Annotated in this window: 13 protein-coding genes; all 13 read right to left on the bottom strand. The window is 51.5% G+C overall.

Annotation, left to right across the window (positions count from 1 at the left end; all coding sequences use genetic code 11):
* Positions 1-243: 243 nt before the first annotated feature.
* Positions 244-1,584: a lipopolysaccharide biosynthesis protein gene (locus tag IAI47_RS06990; protein WP_008926076.1), complete on the bottom strand. Its 1,341-nt coding sequence runs from the start codon at positions 1,582-1,584 to the stop codon at positions 244-246.
* Positions 1,581-2,804 carry a glycosyltransferase gene (locus tag IAI47_RS06985; protein WP_004571291.1) on the bottom strand — a complete coding sequence of 408 codons (1,224 nt, stop codon included), beginning with the start codon at positions 2,802-2,804 and terminating at the stop codon, positions 1,581-1,583. The genes IAI47_RS06990 and IAI47_RS06985 overlap by 4 nt, the downstream gene beginning before the upstream one ends.
* 4 nt (positions 2,805-2,808) lie before the next feature.
* Positions 2,809-4,071 carry a colanic acid biosynthesis pyruvyl transferase WcaK gene (gene wcaK / locus IAI47_RS06980; RefSeq protein WP_008926077.1) on the bottom strand — a complete coding sequence of 421 codons (1,263 nt, stop codon included), beginning with the start codon at positions 4,069-4,071 and terminating at the stop codon, positions 2,809-2,811.
* Positions 4,072-4,232: 161 nt separating this feature from the next.
* A complete protein-coding gene (locus tag IAI47_RS06975; protein ID WP_008926078.1) occupies positions 4,233-6,449 on the bottom strand; it encodes a phage tailspike protein in 2,217 nt (738 codons plus the stop codon).
* An 82-nt stretch (positions 6,450-6,531) separates the two neighbouring features.
* Positions 6,532-7,566 carry a glycosyltransferase gene (locus IAI47_RS06970; protein ID WP_008926079.1) on the bottom strand — a complete coding sequence of 345 codons (1,035 nt, stop codon included), beginning with the start codon at positions 7,564-7,566 and terminating at the stop codon, positions 6,532-6,534.
* A gap of 46 nt (positions 7,567-7,612) precedes the next feature.
* Positions 7,613-8,365: a glycosyltransferase family 2 protein gene (locus tag IAI47_RS06965; protein WP_008926080.1), complete on the bottom strand. Its 753-nt coding sequence runs from the start codon at positions 8,363-8,365 to the stop codon at positions 7,613-7,615.
* A gap of 70 nt (positions 8,366-8,435) precedes the next feature.
* On the bottom strand, positions 8,436-9,353 hold the full coding sequence (locus IAI47_RS06960; RefSeq protein ID WP_008926081.1) for a glycosyltransferase family 2 protein: 918 nt from the start codon (positions 9,351-9,353) through the stop codon (positions 8,436-8,438).
* A 74-nt stretch (positions 9,354-9,427) separates the two neighbouring features.
* Entirely contained in the window at positions 9,428-10,606 is a 1,179-nt protein-coding gene (locus IAI47_RS06955; RefSeq protein ID WP_008926082.1) for an acyltransferase, read from the bottom strand.
* A 33-nt stretch (positions 10,607-10,639) separates the two neighbouring features.
* A complete protein-coding gene (locus IAI47_RS06950; RefSeq protein ID WP_008926083.1) occupies positions 10,640-11,344 on the bottom strand; it encodes an SGNH/GDSL hydrolase family protein in 705 nt (234 codons plus the stop codon).
* Positions 11,345-11,358: 14 nt separating this feature from the next.
* Positions 11,359-12,495, bottom strand: coding sequence for an EpsG family protein (locus IAI47_RS06945; RefSeq protein WP_008926084.1), 1,137 nt, complete (start codon positions 12,493-12,495; stop codon positions 11,359-11,361).
* A gap of 278 nt (positions 12,496-12,773) precedes the next feature.
* The gene (gene wzc, locus IAI47_RS06940; protein ID WP_008926085.1) at positions 12,774-14,951 is read right to left on the bottom strand and encodes a tyrosine-protein kinase Wzc; all 2,178 of its coding nucleotides are present in this window, start codon (positions 14,949-14,951) and stop codon (positions 12,774-12,776) included.
* Between the two features lie 12 nt (positions 14,952-14,963).
* A complete protein-coding gene (locus IAI47_RS06935; protein ID WP_008926086.1) occupies positions 14,964-15,398 on the bottom strand; it encodes a protein-tyrosine-phosphatase in 435 nt (144 codons plus the stop codon).
* Between the two features lie 9 nt (positions 15,399-15,407).
* Positions 15,408-16,547, bottom strand: coding sequence for a polysaccharide export protein (locus tag IAI47_RS06930; protein ID WP_008926087.1), 1,140 nt, complete (start codon positions 16,545-16,547; stop codon positions 15,408-15,410).
* Positions 16,548-16,838 lie beyond the last annotated feature (291 nt).

Here is a 16,838-nt window from a genome sequence, read left to right as displayed (position 1 = left end):
ATTATGCAGGATCGGCCGGAAGTCCAAGTATAATCTTTATCTGAAAAGCGGACAGTAACTCTCTGTCATATCTTGGAAATTCGGCATTTTGCCCATTGCCAGATACGGCATAAACTGAATAAAGACAATCAGTAATCGAATATGACGACTGTGATCTGCAGCACTATCCGTTGGATGCCTGAGACCAGCCATAAATGAAAACGGGCGACCCTAAGGTCGCCCGTTGATATATCTGTGCAGTAATCAGAGCCAGCCTTCAAACCACTCTGGCATCACAAACAGATTAAAGTGATTTACCAGCAACATCACACCGACAAATACCACCGACACCGCCACCCACTGACGGGCATAAGGAATAAACCGAATGCCAATCACCGGCTTTATAAAGAACGGATGCGCCAGTGCAGAGATCAGGATCTGCGAGATAGAGAGCGTCAGCGCCACGTAGAGCACGTTAGGCCAGATAAAGGTGGTCGCCAGTACGGCCAGCACCACAATACTCGCCACAATGTTCCAGTAAAACTCTACGTTGGTCCGCCCGTTAGCCTGTGAAATCGCCCCGGTCAGGCCGCCCATCGGTCGCAGCATGCCAAACAGCAGCATTAGCGGAATCAGATGATAAACCTGCTCATGCGACGCACCATAAAGCACACGGACGATGACCGGCGAGAAGATACCAATCACCAGGTACATCGCGCTGCTGAACAACATGATCCCCAGCGTGCCCTTCAGGAACAGCTTTTTCAGCTGCTCGGGATCGTGCTGCTTCTCAGCAAAACGTGGCAGTGCCAGACGGTTGATCACCGGCGTGACCAGCTTCAGCGGTTGCAGTACCAGCTCTTTCGCCAGCGAGTAGACACCCAGCATCTCGGCGCCCATCACTTTACCCACCACCAGCGCATCCGCCTGAGTACGCAGCTGATTAATAGTCTGCGAGCCGAGCTGATAGCTGCCGTAGCGAATGGCGCCGATAAAGGTCGCTTTGTCGAACTCCCACGTCGGACGCCATGACTTTTCGCCCAGCGCAATCATGCAAAGAATGCGGGTAAAGGCGTTGATAAACAGACCCAGAATCGCGGCTGCCACCGTGAGCGAGGTGAACTCCAGCATCGCCACGACACAGAGGAAGGCAAACAGCTTGGTGCCCATCTCAATCTTCGCCAGCGAGACCATCCGCTTGGTTTTGATGTAGTGCGCCTGATATTGGGACAGATGCCCCAGCACCAGGAAGTTCAGGCTGGTCAGCATGATCAGCCCGGTCAGCTCTGGCAGATGATAGAACCAGGAAACCGGGAAGGCGATCAGTAACATGATCAGACCGGTGCACAAGCTGAGTGAGACGTTCACCCAGTAGATAGTGCTCTGCTCACGACGAGTAATATTCTGGCGATGCACCAGATAACTGCTCATCCCCATATCCTGCAGCACACCCGCCACCGCCAGGATGGCGTTGATGATGGCTAACAGGCCCAGCTCGTGGGTTTCCAGTTTGCGGGCGAGAAAGCTCAGCTGTGCAACCTGCAACACTGCGGAAAAGCAGGTGCTGCCGAACAGCCAAATCGCCTGTGACTTAAATCCACTCACACCAGTCGCTCCAGAATCTGTGCCAGTTCGCCATAGGCGATATGCTGATTAAATTCAGTCTCAACTTTGTGACGTGCAGCTGCGACGACTGGCGCCACATCCACTTCGCCCTGAGAGAGCTTCAGCAGCGTTTCCGCCAGCGCCTCAGGATCGTCCTCTTCCACCAGCCAGCCAGACACGTTGTTCTCTATCAGTTCCGGAATACCACTGTGGAAGGTTGAGACGACCGGCAGGCCCACCGCCATCGCCTCCATCAGTGCAACCGGAATACCTTCCATATCACCATCTGCGGCGGTTTTAGACGGCAGCAGGAAGATATCGGCTTCGCTCAGCGCACGACGAATCTCCTCCTGCGGTTTGAAGCCCGGCATGCTGACGCAATCTTCCATCCCCTCGCGGGCGATGAAATCACGCATCATCTCATCCTGATCGCCATTGCCGATGATGGTGTACTGAAACTGACCGCCACGCTGCTTCAGGATGGCGCTCGCTTTGACCGCCACATCCAGCCCTTTCTTCTCGGTCAGACGCGCCACCGAAACGATACGCAACGGCGTCTGGAACGCCTGGCGCGGCTGGAAGTTAAACTTCTCCGGTTCAATGCCCATACGCGTCACGTGAATTTTTTCCGGCGGACAGCCCATCTCGATCAGCTTGTTTTCCCACAGATGGCTGATAGGCAGCATCAGCTCACTCTGGCGGAACAGATTGACGTAATCGAGTTTGTGCTCTTCCAGAATGTGACGACGGGAAATATCGGCGCCATGAAACACGGTCGCCTGTTTACCCTTGAGCACGCCCAGTTCACGCAGCTTGTTCGCCAGCGCACCGGCATAGCCGAAATGCACCAGGAACACATCTGCAGTAAAGGTCTGCTTTGCATTCGCCACAATCGACGGCAGCAGCAGCTTGCTGGACTGCGCGCCATAACGGCGCACATTCAGCGAACGCAGCAGCGACGGTTTGGTCACTTTTGGCAGCACCAGTTTGATACGCTGGTTCAGCTTATCGACAATTGAGATTTTCTCTTCCGGCAGCAGATAGTGCGTCTTCGCCGCCAGACCATACTCATCAAACGCGGCATGCCGGTTCACTAAATCGCCGGGAAAGACTGAAATGATCTCCACCTCGTAACCGGCATCAATAAAATGGGTTACCTGATTTAGTACGAATGTCTCAGAGGCAACCGGGAAACGCATGGTGAAAAAAGTCAGTTTCATCACATTACCCTAATACTTTGAGAATCTCTTCAGTGATCCGGTTGCCAATTTCCCTTTCATTCGCAACGGCCGTGTTGACCTTCAGCTTGATGTTGTCGTAATCGGCAAGGACCGTTTTTACCTTATCGATCAGCGAGCCATCCATCAGGCTTTTTACGTCGGTTGCCATCTGCGGCAGACCAAGCTGGTTCATCACACCCATCGACTTGTGCTCGTAGTTGATTGCCACAGCCGGGGTGCCAAAGTTCATGGAGATAATTGCCGAGTGCAGGCGGGTACCAATGGTCAGATGACAATGACTCAGCAGGATGCCCAGCTCCAGGTCATTAAACTCATCCATGATGACATGGTAATGTTCAGGCTGCGTCACATGGTCACGCAGTGTCAGTGCGACCATGCGATCATCTTTGGCATAGCTGTCGATGCCGGTACAGGTTGAGAACGCCACAACCTGATAGCCTTCCGCAATCATGGCGTTGATGACCCGGCCAAATGCTGCTTCATACTCTTTCTGTGTGACCCCCAGACGCTTATCAAACGGCGCCAGTTCACGTACGGTGATCGCGATGGTTTTACGACCATCGATAATGCCCTGCCAGTAGAGCAGGTTATGGCTTGGGTTTTCGACTTCACGCGCACGTACCAGGAAAGCAGTATCCACACCAGACGCCACTTTAGAGCTGGTCACGCCATCGCGCTTCATCAGATCAAGGCTGACCGATTCGCGCAGCACCAGGCTGTCGACCCGATCAAAGACAAAATTCGCCAGCGCATTAACGCGCGGGTTCTGGAAAGGCCCCACCGAGTGGCCAATCAGGTAGATCGGCTTTTTGGCCATCAGTGCACAGAGCGCATGGTCGAACTGAGTTACGCCATAGAGGTCAACGAAGAACGATCCGCCCACCTGAATAATCGCATCATATTTTTCCAGACTTTCCGTAAACGCTTTCAGGTGCGGTGGTACTGAGAAGGACTTAAAGATCCCGCCCTTGCCCAGATGCGCCATCATGATATCGGGCATCAGGCGGTTCGCGACTTTACGCTTAAACGAACCGACCAGACCTTTACCAGACTTGCTGTTGTGCAGATACAGCGCATCCTGCTGTATATCCTGCTGGAGCAGATAACCGGAGCTGGTTGGATAACGGCTTATAACGTCAATCTCTAAATCACTCCGTGCAGACCGCATTGAATCAATCAGTCCACGAAGAATCGCGCCATCCCCGCGGTTCCCACACGTGTGGTTACCCACCAATAAAATTTTCATAAAAACTCCGAATGAATTTTTTTTAATTCTGAAAGCCGCCCAGATCCGCAATGGGCAAAATGAACTCTGATTAAAAGTAATGCTTTACGGGATAACGCACCCAAAGGTAGTGCTCCTGTTAAAACCGGCCGCCTCCATTCTGGCGGCCGTTATAGACGCTGTTACGACTTAATCGCGAAGTAAGGCAGTGCAACCTGTTTCCCGTTGATCACCACGGAAACAAACCCTTCTGGCTTACTGGTATCAACCTGATCGGCAGAGATTGGACGTGAAGCCATCAGCAGATCGCCCTGCTCGTTGGCACCGATACCCGCTTTGCCGTTGTGCAGGCTGAAGCGCTGAGGCGCGCTTTTCGTCGCGTCACCTGACGGTGGATTGCCCTTCTCCATCTTCGCGTTAACACGTGCACAGCGTCCGGTCACAAAGCGATCTTTGCCGGTGGTTTTCACCAGCACGGCAGCCGACGGCGTCCAGCCCGCCAGTTTGACGTAGAGATGCACATCGGTGTCATGCTCAGCCACATAGCGCACATCCACAATCGGGCTGCTGCCTTCGGCTGACCAGCTCGCTTCCGAGCGGTCTTTCTTACGCTGCACGTGAATCACCGCACGACCGCCGGTCGTTTTGTCGCCGATCAGGTTCATCAGCGGCTTATCACCACTGCCGTTACTGAATTGTGACTGACCGAAAATCTCGATCTCCCATGAATCCCCTACTGTTGGTGAGTAGAGGCTGCCGAGATCAAACCAGGTTTCCTGATTCGTGTTGTTCTCTAAGCGCCAGCGTGAGGTGATGTAGTTGTACTTCAGGCTGCCATCCAGTGCGACGCCATAGGACTCGACGCGGGTCGACCCCATCTCCCAGATGCTGAGCAGCCGATCGCCCTGCATGGAGTTATCAATCCAGCTACCCGACTGGAGACTGGTCTGGCGCATATTCAAGCGGCTGTTATGGGCGATAAGCGGATTCTTACAATCTTCAATGCTCAGCGCATCGACAATCCACTGGCCATTGGATATATCGCCCGGGTTATCGCAGTGCTCAATCCAGCCATTATGAATAATTGACTGGGCGCAGCGTGCCAGATTGAGAACTTTTCCGCCGCGGCAATGCTGTGCATTGAAGTTTGACAGCTCAATTGCGGTGCTATGATCCCAGTTGCCCTGCTTCTGACCTGACCAGCCCGATTTAATCACATCGCCACTGCAGCGTGAGGCGTACCACTGGTCGATTTTACAATCGAGGGTATCCTGCAGGCTGATGGCGGTGCCGCCAACGTCGTTAAAGCGGAGGCAGGCACCCCGGAAAAATTGTCCGCCAGGACAGGTATTATTAAAAAAGCCCTGCTGGTTCGGATTTTTATCGCTGTTACCGTCAAAAATCAGGTTAGAAAGCTCGACCCGACGGGCATTCACCTCAAAGACGAACGCTGACTTACCGTCAGAAACGATCGTGGTCGCCGGGAAATAGCCGAAATTGACCATTGCCCCAGAGACGCGGAAGAGATTGAGATTCTTATCACCAGGGTTACAGGATGAGACCATAAAGGTCCCAGCCGGGAACTGGATGCAGATCTGCTGGTTAGCCTGTTGCGACCAGTGAAACATCGCCATAATGGCAGGCGCCGTATCAGTTTTGCCATCAGCAATCGCACCGAAATCAAACAGCGTCAGGCGATTAAAATCGTCTACCACGCGACGCCAGGAAAAGCCTTCACCGGAGAAGTTTACGCCGCCATCATTCTGCACGGGCTGGAAGCTGCCGACAAATTCGCCGCCACCGACTTCACGGCCTTCATGCCAGCTTTTCAGCTTAACCTTGGCCCCTTCAAACAGGGGACGGGTCTTGCGAAGCTCGGCCACAGACGCAATCTCACCAATCAGCTGATAACCCGCTGGCTGCGCCAGACGCTGACTGAAATCTGCCGCGCCCGGACGACTGACATCCGCAATGTTGAACAGCGTCTGACCGTTACTGTCTTCCACTGTCATCGAATGCGACGGATCAGCAATCAGTGCGGCATTGTCCTGAATAAACTGGGTAAAATTGCCTTTGTTCAACGCGATAGGCTGCGCAATCTCGGATACTTTGCCATTAGCGTCACGGAGAAAGACCGGGATCTGGTTGCCAGGCTTACTGGCATCCACACCCGCTTTACCAATCCAGAGTTTTCCTTCAAAGCTCTGCCAGAATTGCGGTGGCATCGCGTAGATATTTTCTGGCGTGAGGATCGGCACGTCACCTTTTGGAATAGCGGTGGCATCAACCGGCTTCAGGGCAATACCGTTACTTTTTGCAGCGTAGCTGGAAAAGGTGCTCACGGAGAGAGCCCCCACCAGAGCGGAGGCGGCGGTCTGTAAAACGTCTCTTCTTTTCATGCATCAATTCCCGTAGTCAATAAGGCCATTGGCCATAGCGGTGTCCCTGAGGCACGTCGCAAGTGAGCTTTTCCAGCTTCGTTTAAACTAATGACAGCCAGCTTTGCTTAATTTGTTTACCGTCGAATTTCAGCGCGGTTTGTTTGGTTTTATCGCTCATGGCAAAGAGCAGCGCGTCATCGGTGGCGAGCTGCTCCATTCGCGCCAGAAACGTGGCTTTATCATTCATCGGAACCAGGAAACCGTCTTCACCGTGATTGATGATCTCCTGCGGTCCGGTCGGGCAGTCATACGCTACAACGGGCAGTGACCAGGATTTAGCTTCCAGCAGCACCAGTGGCAATCCTTCATAACGCGAGGTCATCAGCGCCATATCGCTGTCACGGTAGTAGTCATTGATATTGCTAACCTTACCGACAAACTTCACGCTGTCAGTGATGCCCAGTACGGCGGCCTGATCGTGCAGCTGCTGACGCAGTTCACCATCACCGGCAATCACCAGCGTCCAGTCCGGATGGCTGCGTGCGAAGTCGCGCCAGATATCCAGCATCAGATCAAACCCCTTCTGGTTATCCAGACGGCCCACCGCCAGCGCCTGACGATGACGGGTCTGACGCTGAAAACCTTTGTAGACGACGGGGTTAGGAATTTGCTTGCTGGGAATGTGCCAGCGGCTGAACACCTGATGATCTTTGTCGGTCAGAACAATCACGCGGTCGTAGTAGCGCAGCAGCAGAAACTTGAGGAACTTGATCGGTTTGCTGAAAGAGTTAATGGCAATGTGCTCGCAGGCGTAGGCTTTGCCACGCTTCTTCTTCATTGCCAGCAGATTCCAGAAGGCAAACATGACGCTCAGACGCCCCATGCTGATCAGGAAGACGGTATCGAAACCCTCTTCGTGGATCCGGGCTACCGCGCTTTTAATGGGGTTGCTCTGTCCTTCGAAGCTGACAATCTGTCTGACATGTTCAAACGGATAAAAGGTCTTACCACTGCCTTCCAGCGAGTAGATGGTGACGTCATGTGTTTCGCCAAGACACTCTGACATGAAGTTACAGATGTTCTCAGTGCCCGCATACGAATAAGCATCTTTGATCACCAGGACAATTTTTTTCATGAAACGCTATCCACCTCAAATAATAAAGACAATCCTGCCGACAGGCTCAACGATGCTTAAGGGTAAACAGCACACCATTCACCATATACCAGGCGTAATAGTAATAGATTTTTAACGGATTGTTTTTATAGATAATTCTTAATAATTCAAGGTGCCACTGGGCCGCTTTGTTCTTGTTGCGCGAAAGGGAATCGCCTAATTCGTAATAGTTGACAAGAATCGTCTGAATTACGCGAGCCTGCTTATAGCGGGTGAATAATTCATACAAGAACAGGAAATCTTCATGGCCTTTGCGCTGGAAGAAAAGTCCCTGTGGCGGACGGCGGAAACAGACAGAGGAGAAGCAGACGCGATACTGCTTTTTCACAAAGTTTTCCTGCTGCAGATAAGGCTTTCCGTAGGTAATGTCGTGCTCAGCCTTGCGGGTTTTATAGTGATATTCGGTAATCACAAAATCATCACCGGCGGCGATAGCAGCTACCTGCTGGGTCAGCTTATCCGCATGCCACTCATCATCGCTGTCAAGAAAGGCAATAATCTCTTCAGTGGCCGCGCGCAATCCGACGTTGCGGGTCTCAGCTGCGCCCATGTTGACCGCGTTATCCAGAATGGTAATGCGCGGATCCTGACAATGCTCCCGCACAAATGCCAGCGAGTCATCAGTGGATTTATCGTTGACCAGATAGAGGTGCCAGTCGGTATAGTGCTGATTGATAACCGACTGCACAGCGCGTAACACGGTCTGACGGGCATTGTACATAGGCATAACAATGCCAACGGTTCCAACAGAAGTATTCATCTTCAACCCTGAATGTAAACGAAAAGAGAGGTGCTCCTGGTATCAGGAGCAGAGCGAGGCGCAGTGCGCGTCAGGAGATCGCTTTCTCACCGCCAAAACGTGCTTTGACCTTGTCTTTAACCCGGTTCATAAAATAAGCACGGTTGTCTTTATTGGTGAGGAAGAAGTAACGAGCAAAGCTCAGGCTCGCCATCAGCGACTTACCGTCCATTTTGTAGCGCAGCGGCAGCTTAAAAGCTTTGTAGGTGTGGATATCACGCGGGGTAAGATGCGGCTTCATGCTATCAAGCCAGAACATCGAGTAGTTCACCGATTCGCCTTTATGTTTTGAGCCAAATTTTGTGACCAGGTGGTAGTTCGCCAGCGGTGCGGCGATCATCACAAATTCATAGCCCATGCGGTCGGCACGAATGCAGAAATCATAATCCTGATGACGGATGTAGCGGGTATCGAACTGAATTTTCGCCGCATCTTCCCGTTTCAGCACAATCGTGCTGGTCTGGATAAAGCCATAACAGCCAAACAGATACTCAGCGACGGTTTCATTTTTGCCTGGTGGCTGCATTGGCATCACTTTCAGGAATGTGCCGTCCTGATAGATATTTACCTGGCTGAAAATAACGACATTCTTTTTGCCCTGGGCGTCCAGTTGAGCAATTTTTTCACTCACCTGCTGCAGTTTGTCCGCCGCCCACTCATCATCGGCGTCAAGAAAACTGACATAATCACCGGTCGCCAGCTCAATGCCTTTGTTACGCGCACCGGCCCCGTTGAGTTTGACCTCAGAAAGCACCAGATTGATGTCGAGATCCTGATAGCGTTCGCTGCGAACCACCTCTGCCAGCGCGGCGGCATCTGCAGACTTATCATCCACGATGATGACTTCGAAATTGCGATACGTCTGCGCTTTAACGCAATCCAGCGTGGTTACAATCGATTCTGACGCGTTGTAAGCGGGGATTACGATAGAGAAGCGAATGTCCTTCATTGCCAGCACCTCATTAAAAACATTTCCATTTCAAAGATATAACGTTTGGACGTGGCAGGGTAACCGGTGATGTCCTAAATTGCTGACGAGGCGTTGGCCGCCTCTTTTTTCTTCTGACTGCTGGTAATAAATGGTTTCTCAACATAGAGATAAGTCAGTCTGGCAACATAGAATGAGGCCACAAAAAACAGCGTGGAAAGCAGGGTATAGAAGAAAAAGTTATGTTGAATCAGTGATTCCGGAATCTTCTTGATGAAGTAGAGCACGATGCCGTGGATCAGATAAAGGCTGTAGCTGACCTCACCGACTGACATCAATGTTTTACTTTCCAGCAGGCCAAACAGCGAATTGCCGCTGCTGATAACGAAAAACACCACGGCCAGCAGACAGAGAAAAATCAGGTAGTAGAACGTACTGCTGGTAAAGAACAGCGCGATAACGGCCAGCGTAATGGCCACCACAGCCGCCAGACCAGAAGTACGTAAAGCCATAAAACGGTCGCGGTAGTGCCATGCCAGATACCCGGTAGCAAAACCCAGCACCGGACGAGGATCGGTATAAGCGGTCCCCCAGAGACGCAGTGCAATGGCGACGGCTAAAATCCCCCCGATCGATCCCATGATGAACAGCATTTTAAAGCGGCCGTTGGTGGCACGATTCAGCAGATAAATCAGCGGAATCGACAGATAGAGCAGCCATTCCAGACGCAGTGTCCACTCGACACCCGCATTGATATTGGCCGTCGGAATTGACCCGATATGGTAGTTGCCGACAAACAGGAACCAGCGCAGACCGTCAACCAGCATGGCGCCACTCGCCACGACATCACCACTGAACCAGCCAATCACTACGATCAGCAATGCAGAGAACCAGAACATCGGCACAATGCGTCGCACGCGGGACTTCAGCAGTTTGCGTGTGAGTTCAGCGGTGGTCAGCTTGTCATTGTCGAGCCAGCGATAGAACAGAAAAGCAGAGATCATGAAAAACAGGGCGACACCAAATTTACCGGAGTTGGCAAAGAAGTTTCCCTGAGACACCCATGCAAAATAGTCTTTATCGAAAATCCACTCATGGTCGAGAGAGTAGACGTAGTGTGCAAAGTGCGAAAAGGCGACAATGCTGGCCAGCAGTGCACGCAATCCAGAGATACTTTTAATACCATTGCCGTTATAAACACCGCGATGGAATGAAAACAACCGTAATACCATCAGTGCTATTACTAATGACAGCACCATCATTAATACGTACATATCGCCCTGCTCCTCGGGTTTTATAAAACCTGCTTAGTGAGTCGATTTAAAAACAGCGTCAAAATCCCGATTTAACAACGCGAATGTCTGCTGCGCTTTAAACTGGTAAAGATCTTTTGTCGGATGAATACAGTCAGGAGACATCTGGCTGCTCCACTCTTTTTTCTGCTTAATCAGCTCATACTGCTTCACGACAGGTACATGCTGCTGCTGCGCTACCGCATTGATCTGATAAACATAAGGCCAGACATTCCATTGCTCAGCACGGCCACACAGTGGATTTGGCTGCTGCAATACCACCTGCTTGCCGTGCGCTTTCGCTGTTTTCACCAGTTCCGTCAGAATGTGGTTAAACTCCTCAGGACTTTCCGCGCCATGGGAGCGGTTCTTACCCGAAAAGACGCGTGCATCATTGATGGCATAATTAATCAAAATGATGCTGGCATCCGATTGCGCCATACGCTGATCCCAGCTTTCCTTTGAATTAACCAGTTCTGAGACTTGGGCGCCCGGCGAACCATGATTTTCGATACGTATGCCCGGACCATACTTTTCCTGCAGCATCTGCTGCAGGTAGTTCATTTCATTTTCTTTTATGATGACATTGCGCCCGCCGGAGGATGTCACACCGGCAGTTGTCGAGTCACCATAGGCTGCGATCACAACCGGGGCTGGGGCGTCTGTCGCCTGGGCCAGTAATGGTGCAGTAACCAACAACAGGGGAAATAATCGAATCATTTTCAGCTCTCGTCTTAGTGAATTAACTTAAATTCACGCGCCACTTCATAGCCCATCACCGCCTGTTTAAGCGAAATGGTGTTGTAGTAGAGGTAATAAACCTGGAAAAAGATAAACATCGCAAACATCGCTGGCTTCCAGACTCTTTTAGACTGGTAGATCAACAAAGTCAGAACAATGGGTTCTACCTGTAACAGATAGTTTGAGAGACGAGCACCTGAGGGATAGTTATAGAAGAAAATCCTGATCGCTCCCCCAATAGCAAAGGTCAGGACCAACAGATAGTTCAGCCGCCAGGCAGGGTAATTGTCACGCTTCATCTGATTTGTCAGCATGAAGTAGACAAAGATGAACACCAGCATCACGTTTTTCAGGTTCGAAATCGAGAAAACGCTGCCTGTTTCGCCAGCAGCATTGTCATTGTTGTAGCCCGCTGCCCTTTCCCCTAATCCACCTAAGTGTCCGGCAATAGCGGTAACAAAGCCCATACCACCAACTTTTGACGCAGGAATACTCAGTACAATAATGGCAATCGGGAACCAGCGTCGTTCACGTATGAACAGGAAAGGTATCAGCGTGACAACCATGACCGCGGTGTTGTGACTGATAAATGAAAGAATAAAGAAGCCAAATGCCAGCCAGTAACGCTTCAGATAAAGCGTCCAGACAACCCCCAGGAAAAATGCGGAGCTCAGACCAAAGCGGATCTGGTTTACATCTTTGTTGATGAAGATATGTGCTGAATAGAGTACCAGAGCCAGAATTGGATAGGGTGACATCTTTTTAAAGAAGATAGCATTTGTCCCTACCGCCAGGATCGAGAATACAAACAGAAAGGCGCTGGCATTATGTGAAAACAGGCTGGTAATCCAGGCAATAGCAAAGATAAGCGGCTCATAACGGAAAAAAGCCACGGTATTTAAAAAGCCGTTGACCTCAATACGCCGGATAAAATCTTCAAAGAAGCTGCGATATTGATAATCGTCCATGCCGGTGCCAAGTCCGCGGATACCGCCGAACACAATCAGCATCACAGTCGCGATGCAGAGCAAATACGTCAAAATATGGGAGGTGCGTTCGTCTTTTTTCAGGGCTAGTTCAAATAGCGAAAGCAGCAGTAAAAACCCTGATACATACCAATATGGAGCCATGGTGTGATTCCTTAATTCCACAAGTTCTCATGCCAGCAATAATCACGCGTCGCCTTCCCGACGGCCTTTTTCAGTAAACCTGACAGGACGGTCACACATTGCGTGCAGGCAATGCCATGCTGGTGATGAATTCTGTTGATTGACGCTCGCCATGCGATTTATAGAGGTATCGCTTTTGTGGGTTTGGACAGAATAACCTGTGTAAATTGATGCGTGTCGTCATTCAAAAGGACGATAAAAAGGGGCGGTCAGACCGCCCCCTGGTTATTACTCAATGATCAGCTTTTGGTGGGCTTGCTGTAGTCATAGGCGTAGTAGTCATAGCCATGTCCATAAGCATTGGCAGCTTTACGCACCACGGCGTTGAGGATCACACCTTTAATCTCAATACCGTTCTGGGCAAAGCGTTTGAAGCTGACATCCACTTCTTTAGTGGTATTGGCTTCAAAACGCGCCACCATCAGTGAAGTACCGGCCATTTTACCGATAATTGACGCATCGGTGACGGCCAGGATTGGCGGCGTATCGATTAACACCAGGTCGTAGTTCTTGCTCGCCCAATCCAGCAGCTCACCCATACGACGATGCATCAGAAGCTCAGATGGGTTCGGTGGAACCTGACCACGTGGCAGGAAGTCGAAACCGTAGACGCCCTGCTGAATCAGCGCCGGGCTGAATTCCGTTTTACCGGAGAGCACGTTTGACAGGCCTGATTTGTTATCCGCGCCCAGCAACTCGTGGGTGTAACCACGACGCATGTCGCCATCGATAAACAGAACACGCTGACCCGCTTTCGCGACCAGTGTCGCCAGGTTGGCACAGATAAAGGTTTTACCAATACCCGGGCTGGCGCCGGTGATCATCAGGATGTTGTTTTTCGCTTCCATCATGGCGAAGTGCAGGCTGGTACGCAGGCTACGAATCGCTTCGATGGAGAGATCAGTCGGGTTACCCAGTGCCAGCAGTGTTTCGTGCGGATCGGTTTTCACCTTGCTGCCACGACGCGCCAGCGCTTCGGTATCCTTCTTACGCTGCCAGTCAGACAGTGGAACGCTGGCATAGACATTCATGCCCAGCTCTTCCAGCTGTTCCGGGTTCTCGATGCCGTGATGCAGCAGGGCTTTCAGCAGAACCAGACCCACTGATACGAACAGACCTAAAATCAGGCTTGCGGCGATAATCAGCAGCTTCTTCGGTGCAACCGGTGAATTCGCTGTCTGCGCGGTGTCGATGATGCGGACATCACCCACGGTGCTGGCTTTGCTGATGCTCAGCTCCTGCTGACGGTTCAGCAACTGCATGTAGATCTCCTGACCTGACTGAACGTCACGGGTCAGACGCAGAATTTCCTGCTGAGTCTGTGGCATGCCAGAAATTTTCTTGTTCAGCTGAGCCTGTTCACCTTCAAGCGTTTTGCGTTTTTCAAGCAGCGCGCGGTATGTCGGGTGATCTTTGGTAAACAGCTGAGACACTTCAGCTTCACGGAAGGTCAGTTCGTTCAACTGGCTCTGCACGCTAACAGAAGAGTCCAGGGCTGATTTCGCTTCCAGTGACAGGTCAACCGATTCGTTCTGACGACGGAACGTATTCAGTTTGTTTTCCGCGTCATCCAGCTTGGCGCGAACGGCAGGCAACTGAGTGCGTAAGAACTCCAGGCTTTTCTCGGCCTGCTCTGACTTGCGCTCAACGTTCTGTAACAGATAGTTGTTCACAATCTGATTCAGGACTTTGCTGATCTGCTCAGGATCTTCACCCAGATACTCCAGACCCAGAACGCCGGTATCTTTACCTTTGTCTGCCACAGTCAGGTTTGAGAGAACAGAATTAATCGCCTGCAGGTCATTCAGCTTGGTCACGGTGAAGCTGGTGCCTTCATCGGCATGAATCTCGCTCACCAGCATGCTGATGTCGCCGTGCGACTCCAGCTGGCCGACTTTACCTTTAAACAGCTCATCGCCATCTTTAGAGACGGTGTAGCTATCCGGACCGGTGACTTCCAGCTCGACCTTACGTTTTTCGACAGTGCGTGGGATTTCCAGACGCGAAATCGCGATATCAGCAGGTTTGTTGCCCATCAGGCGCGACAGGCCCTTGCCGATAACCGGGAAGTAGTTCTGCTCAACCACAGTATCCAGACCCAGATCGTCAACGGTTTTACCGATGACCATACGGGATTCCAGAATCTCGATCTCCGTATCGGAGGCTGGCGTTGGTGGCAGAATGCTGTCAATTTCGTTCAGCACGGTACTGGCATTCTTCTGCTCAACCTGAACTAACGCATCTGCGCTATAAATCGGTGTTGCAAACAGTGTGTAGAGTGTTCCCGCCAGCATGAAAAATGCGGTAACGGCAACAATGATCCAGCGATGATCAATTAGCTGTCCCACAAGATGCGCCAGATCCCATCCATTCGAATCCTCTCCCGGCGCAGTTCTGACCTTATTTTTTATATTCATGGATAATCCCAACTATCGGCTTAATACGTTGACCCATTTCTGGGTAGCGTTTTCCAGTAACCCGTAAATCTCTTCAAAGGCCTCACGGCTTTTTCTGTACGGATCCGCAATTTCTTTCTGATTGAGCCAGTGCCCAAGCAACATGGTTTTGCCACGTGCAGCCGGGTCGATGCGATTGACCTGTTCAATATGTCGCTTTTCCATGACCAGAATCAGGTCAGCCTGACGGCACATTTCGGCCGTCAGTTGCTGTGCCTGATGTCCTTCCAGTGACAGACCCTGTGCTGCCGCGACCTCGGATGCCATCCGGTCGGCCGCGTGGCCCACCAGCGCCCCCAGGCCAGCGGAGCGAACATCCAAATCGGGCAACGCACGTTTAAACAGGCGCTCTCCGGTAGGAGAGCGGCAGATGTTGCCAATGCAAACGACTAACACGGACGTAATCATGGTCAGACCTTAGTTCGACCAGTTGCGGATACGCTGTGCGGCCTGAGTCGCATCGTTGATACCAGCAATGGTTGGTATCAGTTGCGAAATCACACGGTTCCAGCGCGTCAGCGGTGTAGAGGTGACATAGACGATGTCATAAGGCTGGAGCTGGAAATCGGTTCCCATCACCATGGATGCCGCATCTTTGGTGTTCAACTGATAGATGTTGGCAATCTTGCTGCGATCGGTGCCGTGCAGTGGACGGATAACGAAGACACCGGTAGCGTCAGAGGTGGTTTGATCCATCCCCGCCGCATTGCCCAGCGCTTCCGCCAGCGTCATGCCACTGCGGTCCATTTTCAGGGTTGTCTGCTGCTTCACTTCACCCATTACGAAGATTTTCAGATCATCGTTACGCGGAACGTAGAGAATATCGCCCGGGTAGAGGAGGTGGTTCTGGCTCAGATCGCCGTTCTGCATCAGTGCCTGCAGAGAAACGCGCTGTTCACGACCGTTGTGCGTCAGCACGACGTTACGCCAGTCTGCATCCGCGGCCAGGCCGCCAGCGGCGTTGATCGCATCCAGAACCGTCAACGGTACGTTGGTGATGGGTTGCTGACCTGACGTCGTTACTGAACCGGTAACATAGGTTTTCTGCGATTTGAACGAGGCGATGCTGACATCAACCTGTGGGCTTTCAATGTACTGAGCCAGACGACGTGAAACTTCGTCACGGACTTCGCCGACGGTACGGCCCGCTACACGAACGCGACCGATGTAGGGATAGAAGATAGTGCCATCAGAATGCACCCAGTTACCGGTGTCGCTGGCGCTGCGGTACTGGCCTGCTGGCGTGGTCAATTCCGGGTGATCCCAGACCGTCACGGTCAGAACATCACCCACACCGATACGATATTCATAGTTCTGAATTTCGTTCTGCAGTGCTGGGTTCGTCTGAGCCACCAGAGGCTTAGGACGCATCTTTTCAACCAGTGAAGGCGTTAACGGGAAGACGTTGACGTATTTATCGATGTCAAAGTTGCTATCCTGCTGCTCGATAACATCTTTTCCTGATGTAGAAAGACGAGAACCGGGTTCGATCGTACACCCGACAAGGAATGTGGCGGATACCAGCAAGGGTATCAATTTCATTTTGATTGTAATCATTTAGATCTTCGCTATCAGTTATTTATTGATAGAGGCGAAACCGCCGCTGTGTAAGCGTCCAACAAAAAGTAAATCCTGGCTGACTAAAGCCTTAAGCACTGAACCTGTCGTTCATTATCCTTGCTCCACTTGTTATACGTAGTGGCCATCTACCAGGGTGTACCTGAAACGCCTTGCATCATAGCGGACTATAGATGCACTGCGATATCCCTGGTGATGGCCGCTATTAACGACACGCCTGACAACGGCACAACACCTCTGAGCGCGCGTTAGCACGCTCATTTCGACTCA

This window comes from Pantoea sp. MT58 (assembly GCF_014495885.1).
In the GTDB taxonomy this organism is placed as follows: domain Bacteria; phylum Pseudomonadota; class Gammaproteobacteria; order Enterobacterales; family Enterobacteriaceae; genus Pantoea; species Pantoea eucalypti.
The sequence above is the reverse complement of the archived record's forward strand: the minus strand, read 5'-3'. Positions and strand labels throughout refer to the sequence as shown.

Coding starts and splice junctions, on each gene's coding strand:
- IAI47_RS06985 (WP_004571291.1), bottom strand. CDS start 2,804: ATGAAACTGACTTTTTTCACCATGCGTTTCCCGGTTGCCTCTGAGACA.
- wcaK (WP_008926077.1), bottom strand. CDS start 4,071: ATGAAAATTTTATTGGTGGGTAACCACACGTGTGGGAACCGCGGGGAT.
- IAI47_RS06975 (WP_008926078.1), bottom strand. CDS start 6,449: ATGAAAAGAAGAGACGTTTTACAGACCGCCGCCTCCGCTCTGGTGGGG.
- IAI47_RS06970 (WP_008926079.1), bottom strand. CDS start 7,566: ATGAAAAAAATTGTCCTGGTGATCAAAGATGCTTATTCGTATGCGGGC.
- IAI47_RS06965 (WP_008926080.1), bottom strand. CDS start 8,365: ATGAATACTTCTGTTGGAACCGTTGGCATTGTTATGCCTATGTACAAT.
- IAI47_RS06960 (WP_008926081.1), bottom strand. CDS start 9,353: ATGAAGGACATTCGCTTCTCTATCGTAATCCCCGCTTACAACGCGTCA.
- IAI47_RS06955 (WP_008926082.1), bottom strand. CDS start 10,606: ATGTACGTATTAATGATGGTGCTGTCATTAGTAATAGCACTGATGGTA.
- IAI47_RS06950 (WP_008926083.1), bottom strand. CDS start 11,344: ATGATTCGATTATTTCCCCTGTTGTTGGTTACTGCACCATTACTGGCC.
- IAI47_RS06945 (WP_008926084.1), bottom strand. CDS start 12,495: ATGGCTCCATATTGGTATGTATCAGGGTTTTTACTGCTGCTTTCGCTA.
- wzc (WP_008926085.1), bottom strand. CDS start 14,951: ATGAATATAAAAAATAAGGTCAGAACTGCGCCGGGAGAGGATTCGAAT.
- IAI47_RS06935 (WP_008926086.1), bottom strand. CDS start 15,398: ATGATTACGTCCGTGTTAGTCGTTTGCATTGGCAACATCTGCCGCTCT.
- IAI47_RS06930 (WP_008926087.1), bottom strand. CDS start 16,547: ATGATTACAATCAAAATGAAATTGATACCCTTGCTGGTATCCGCCACA.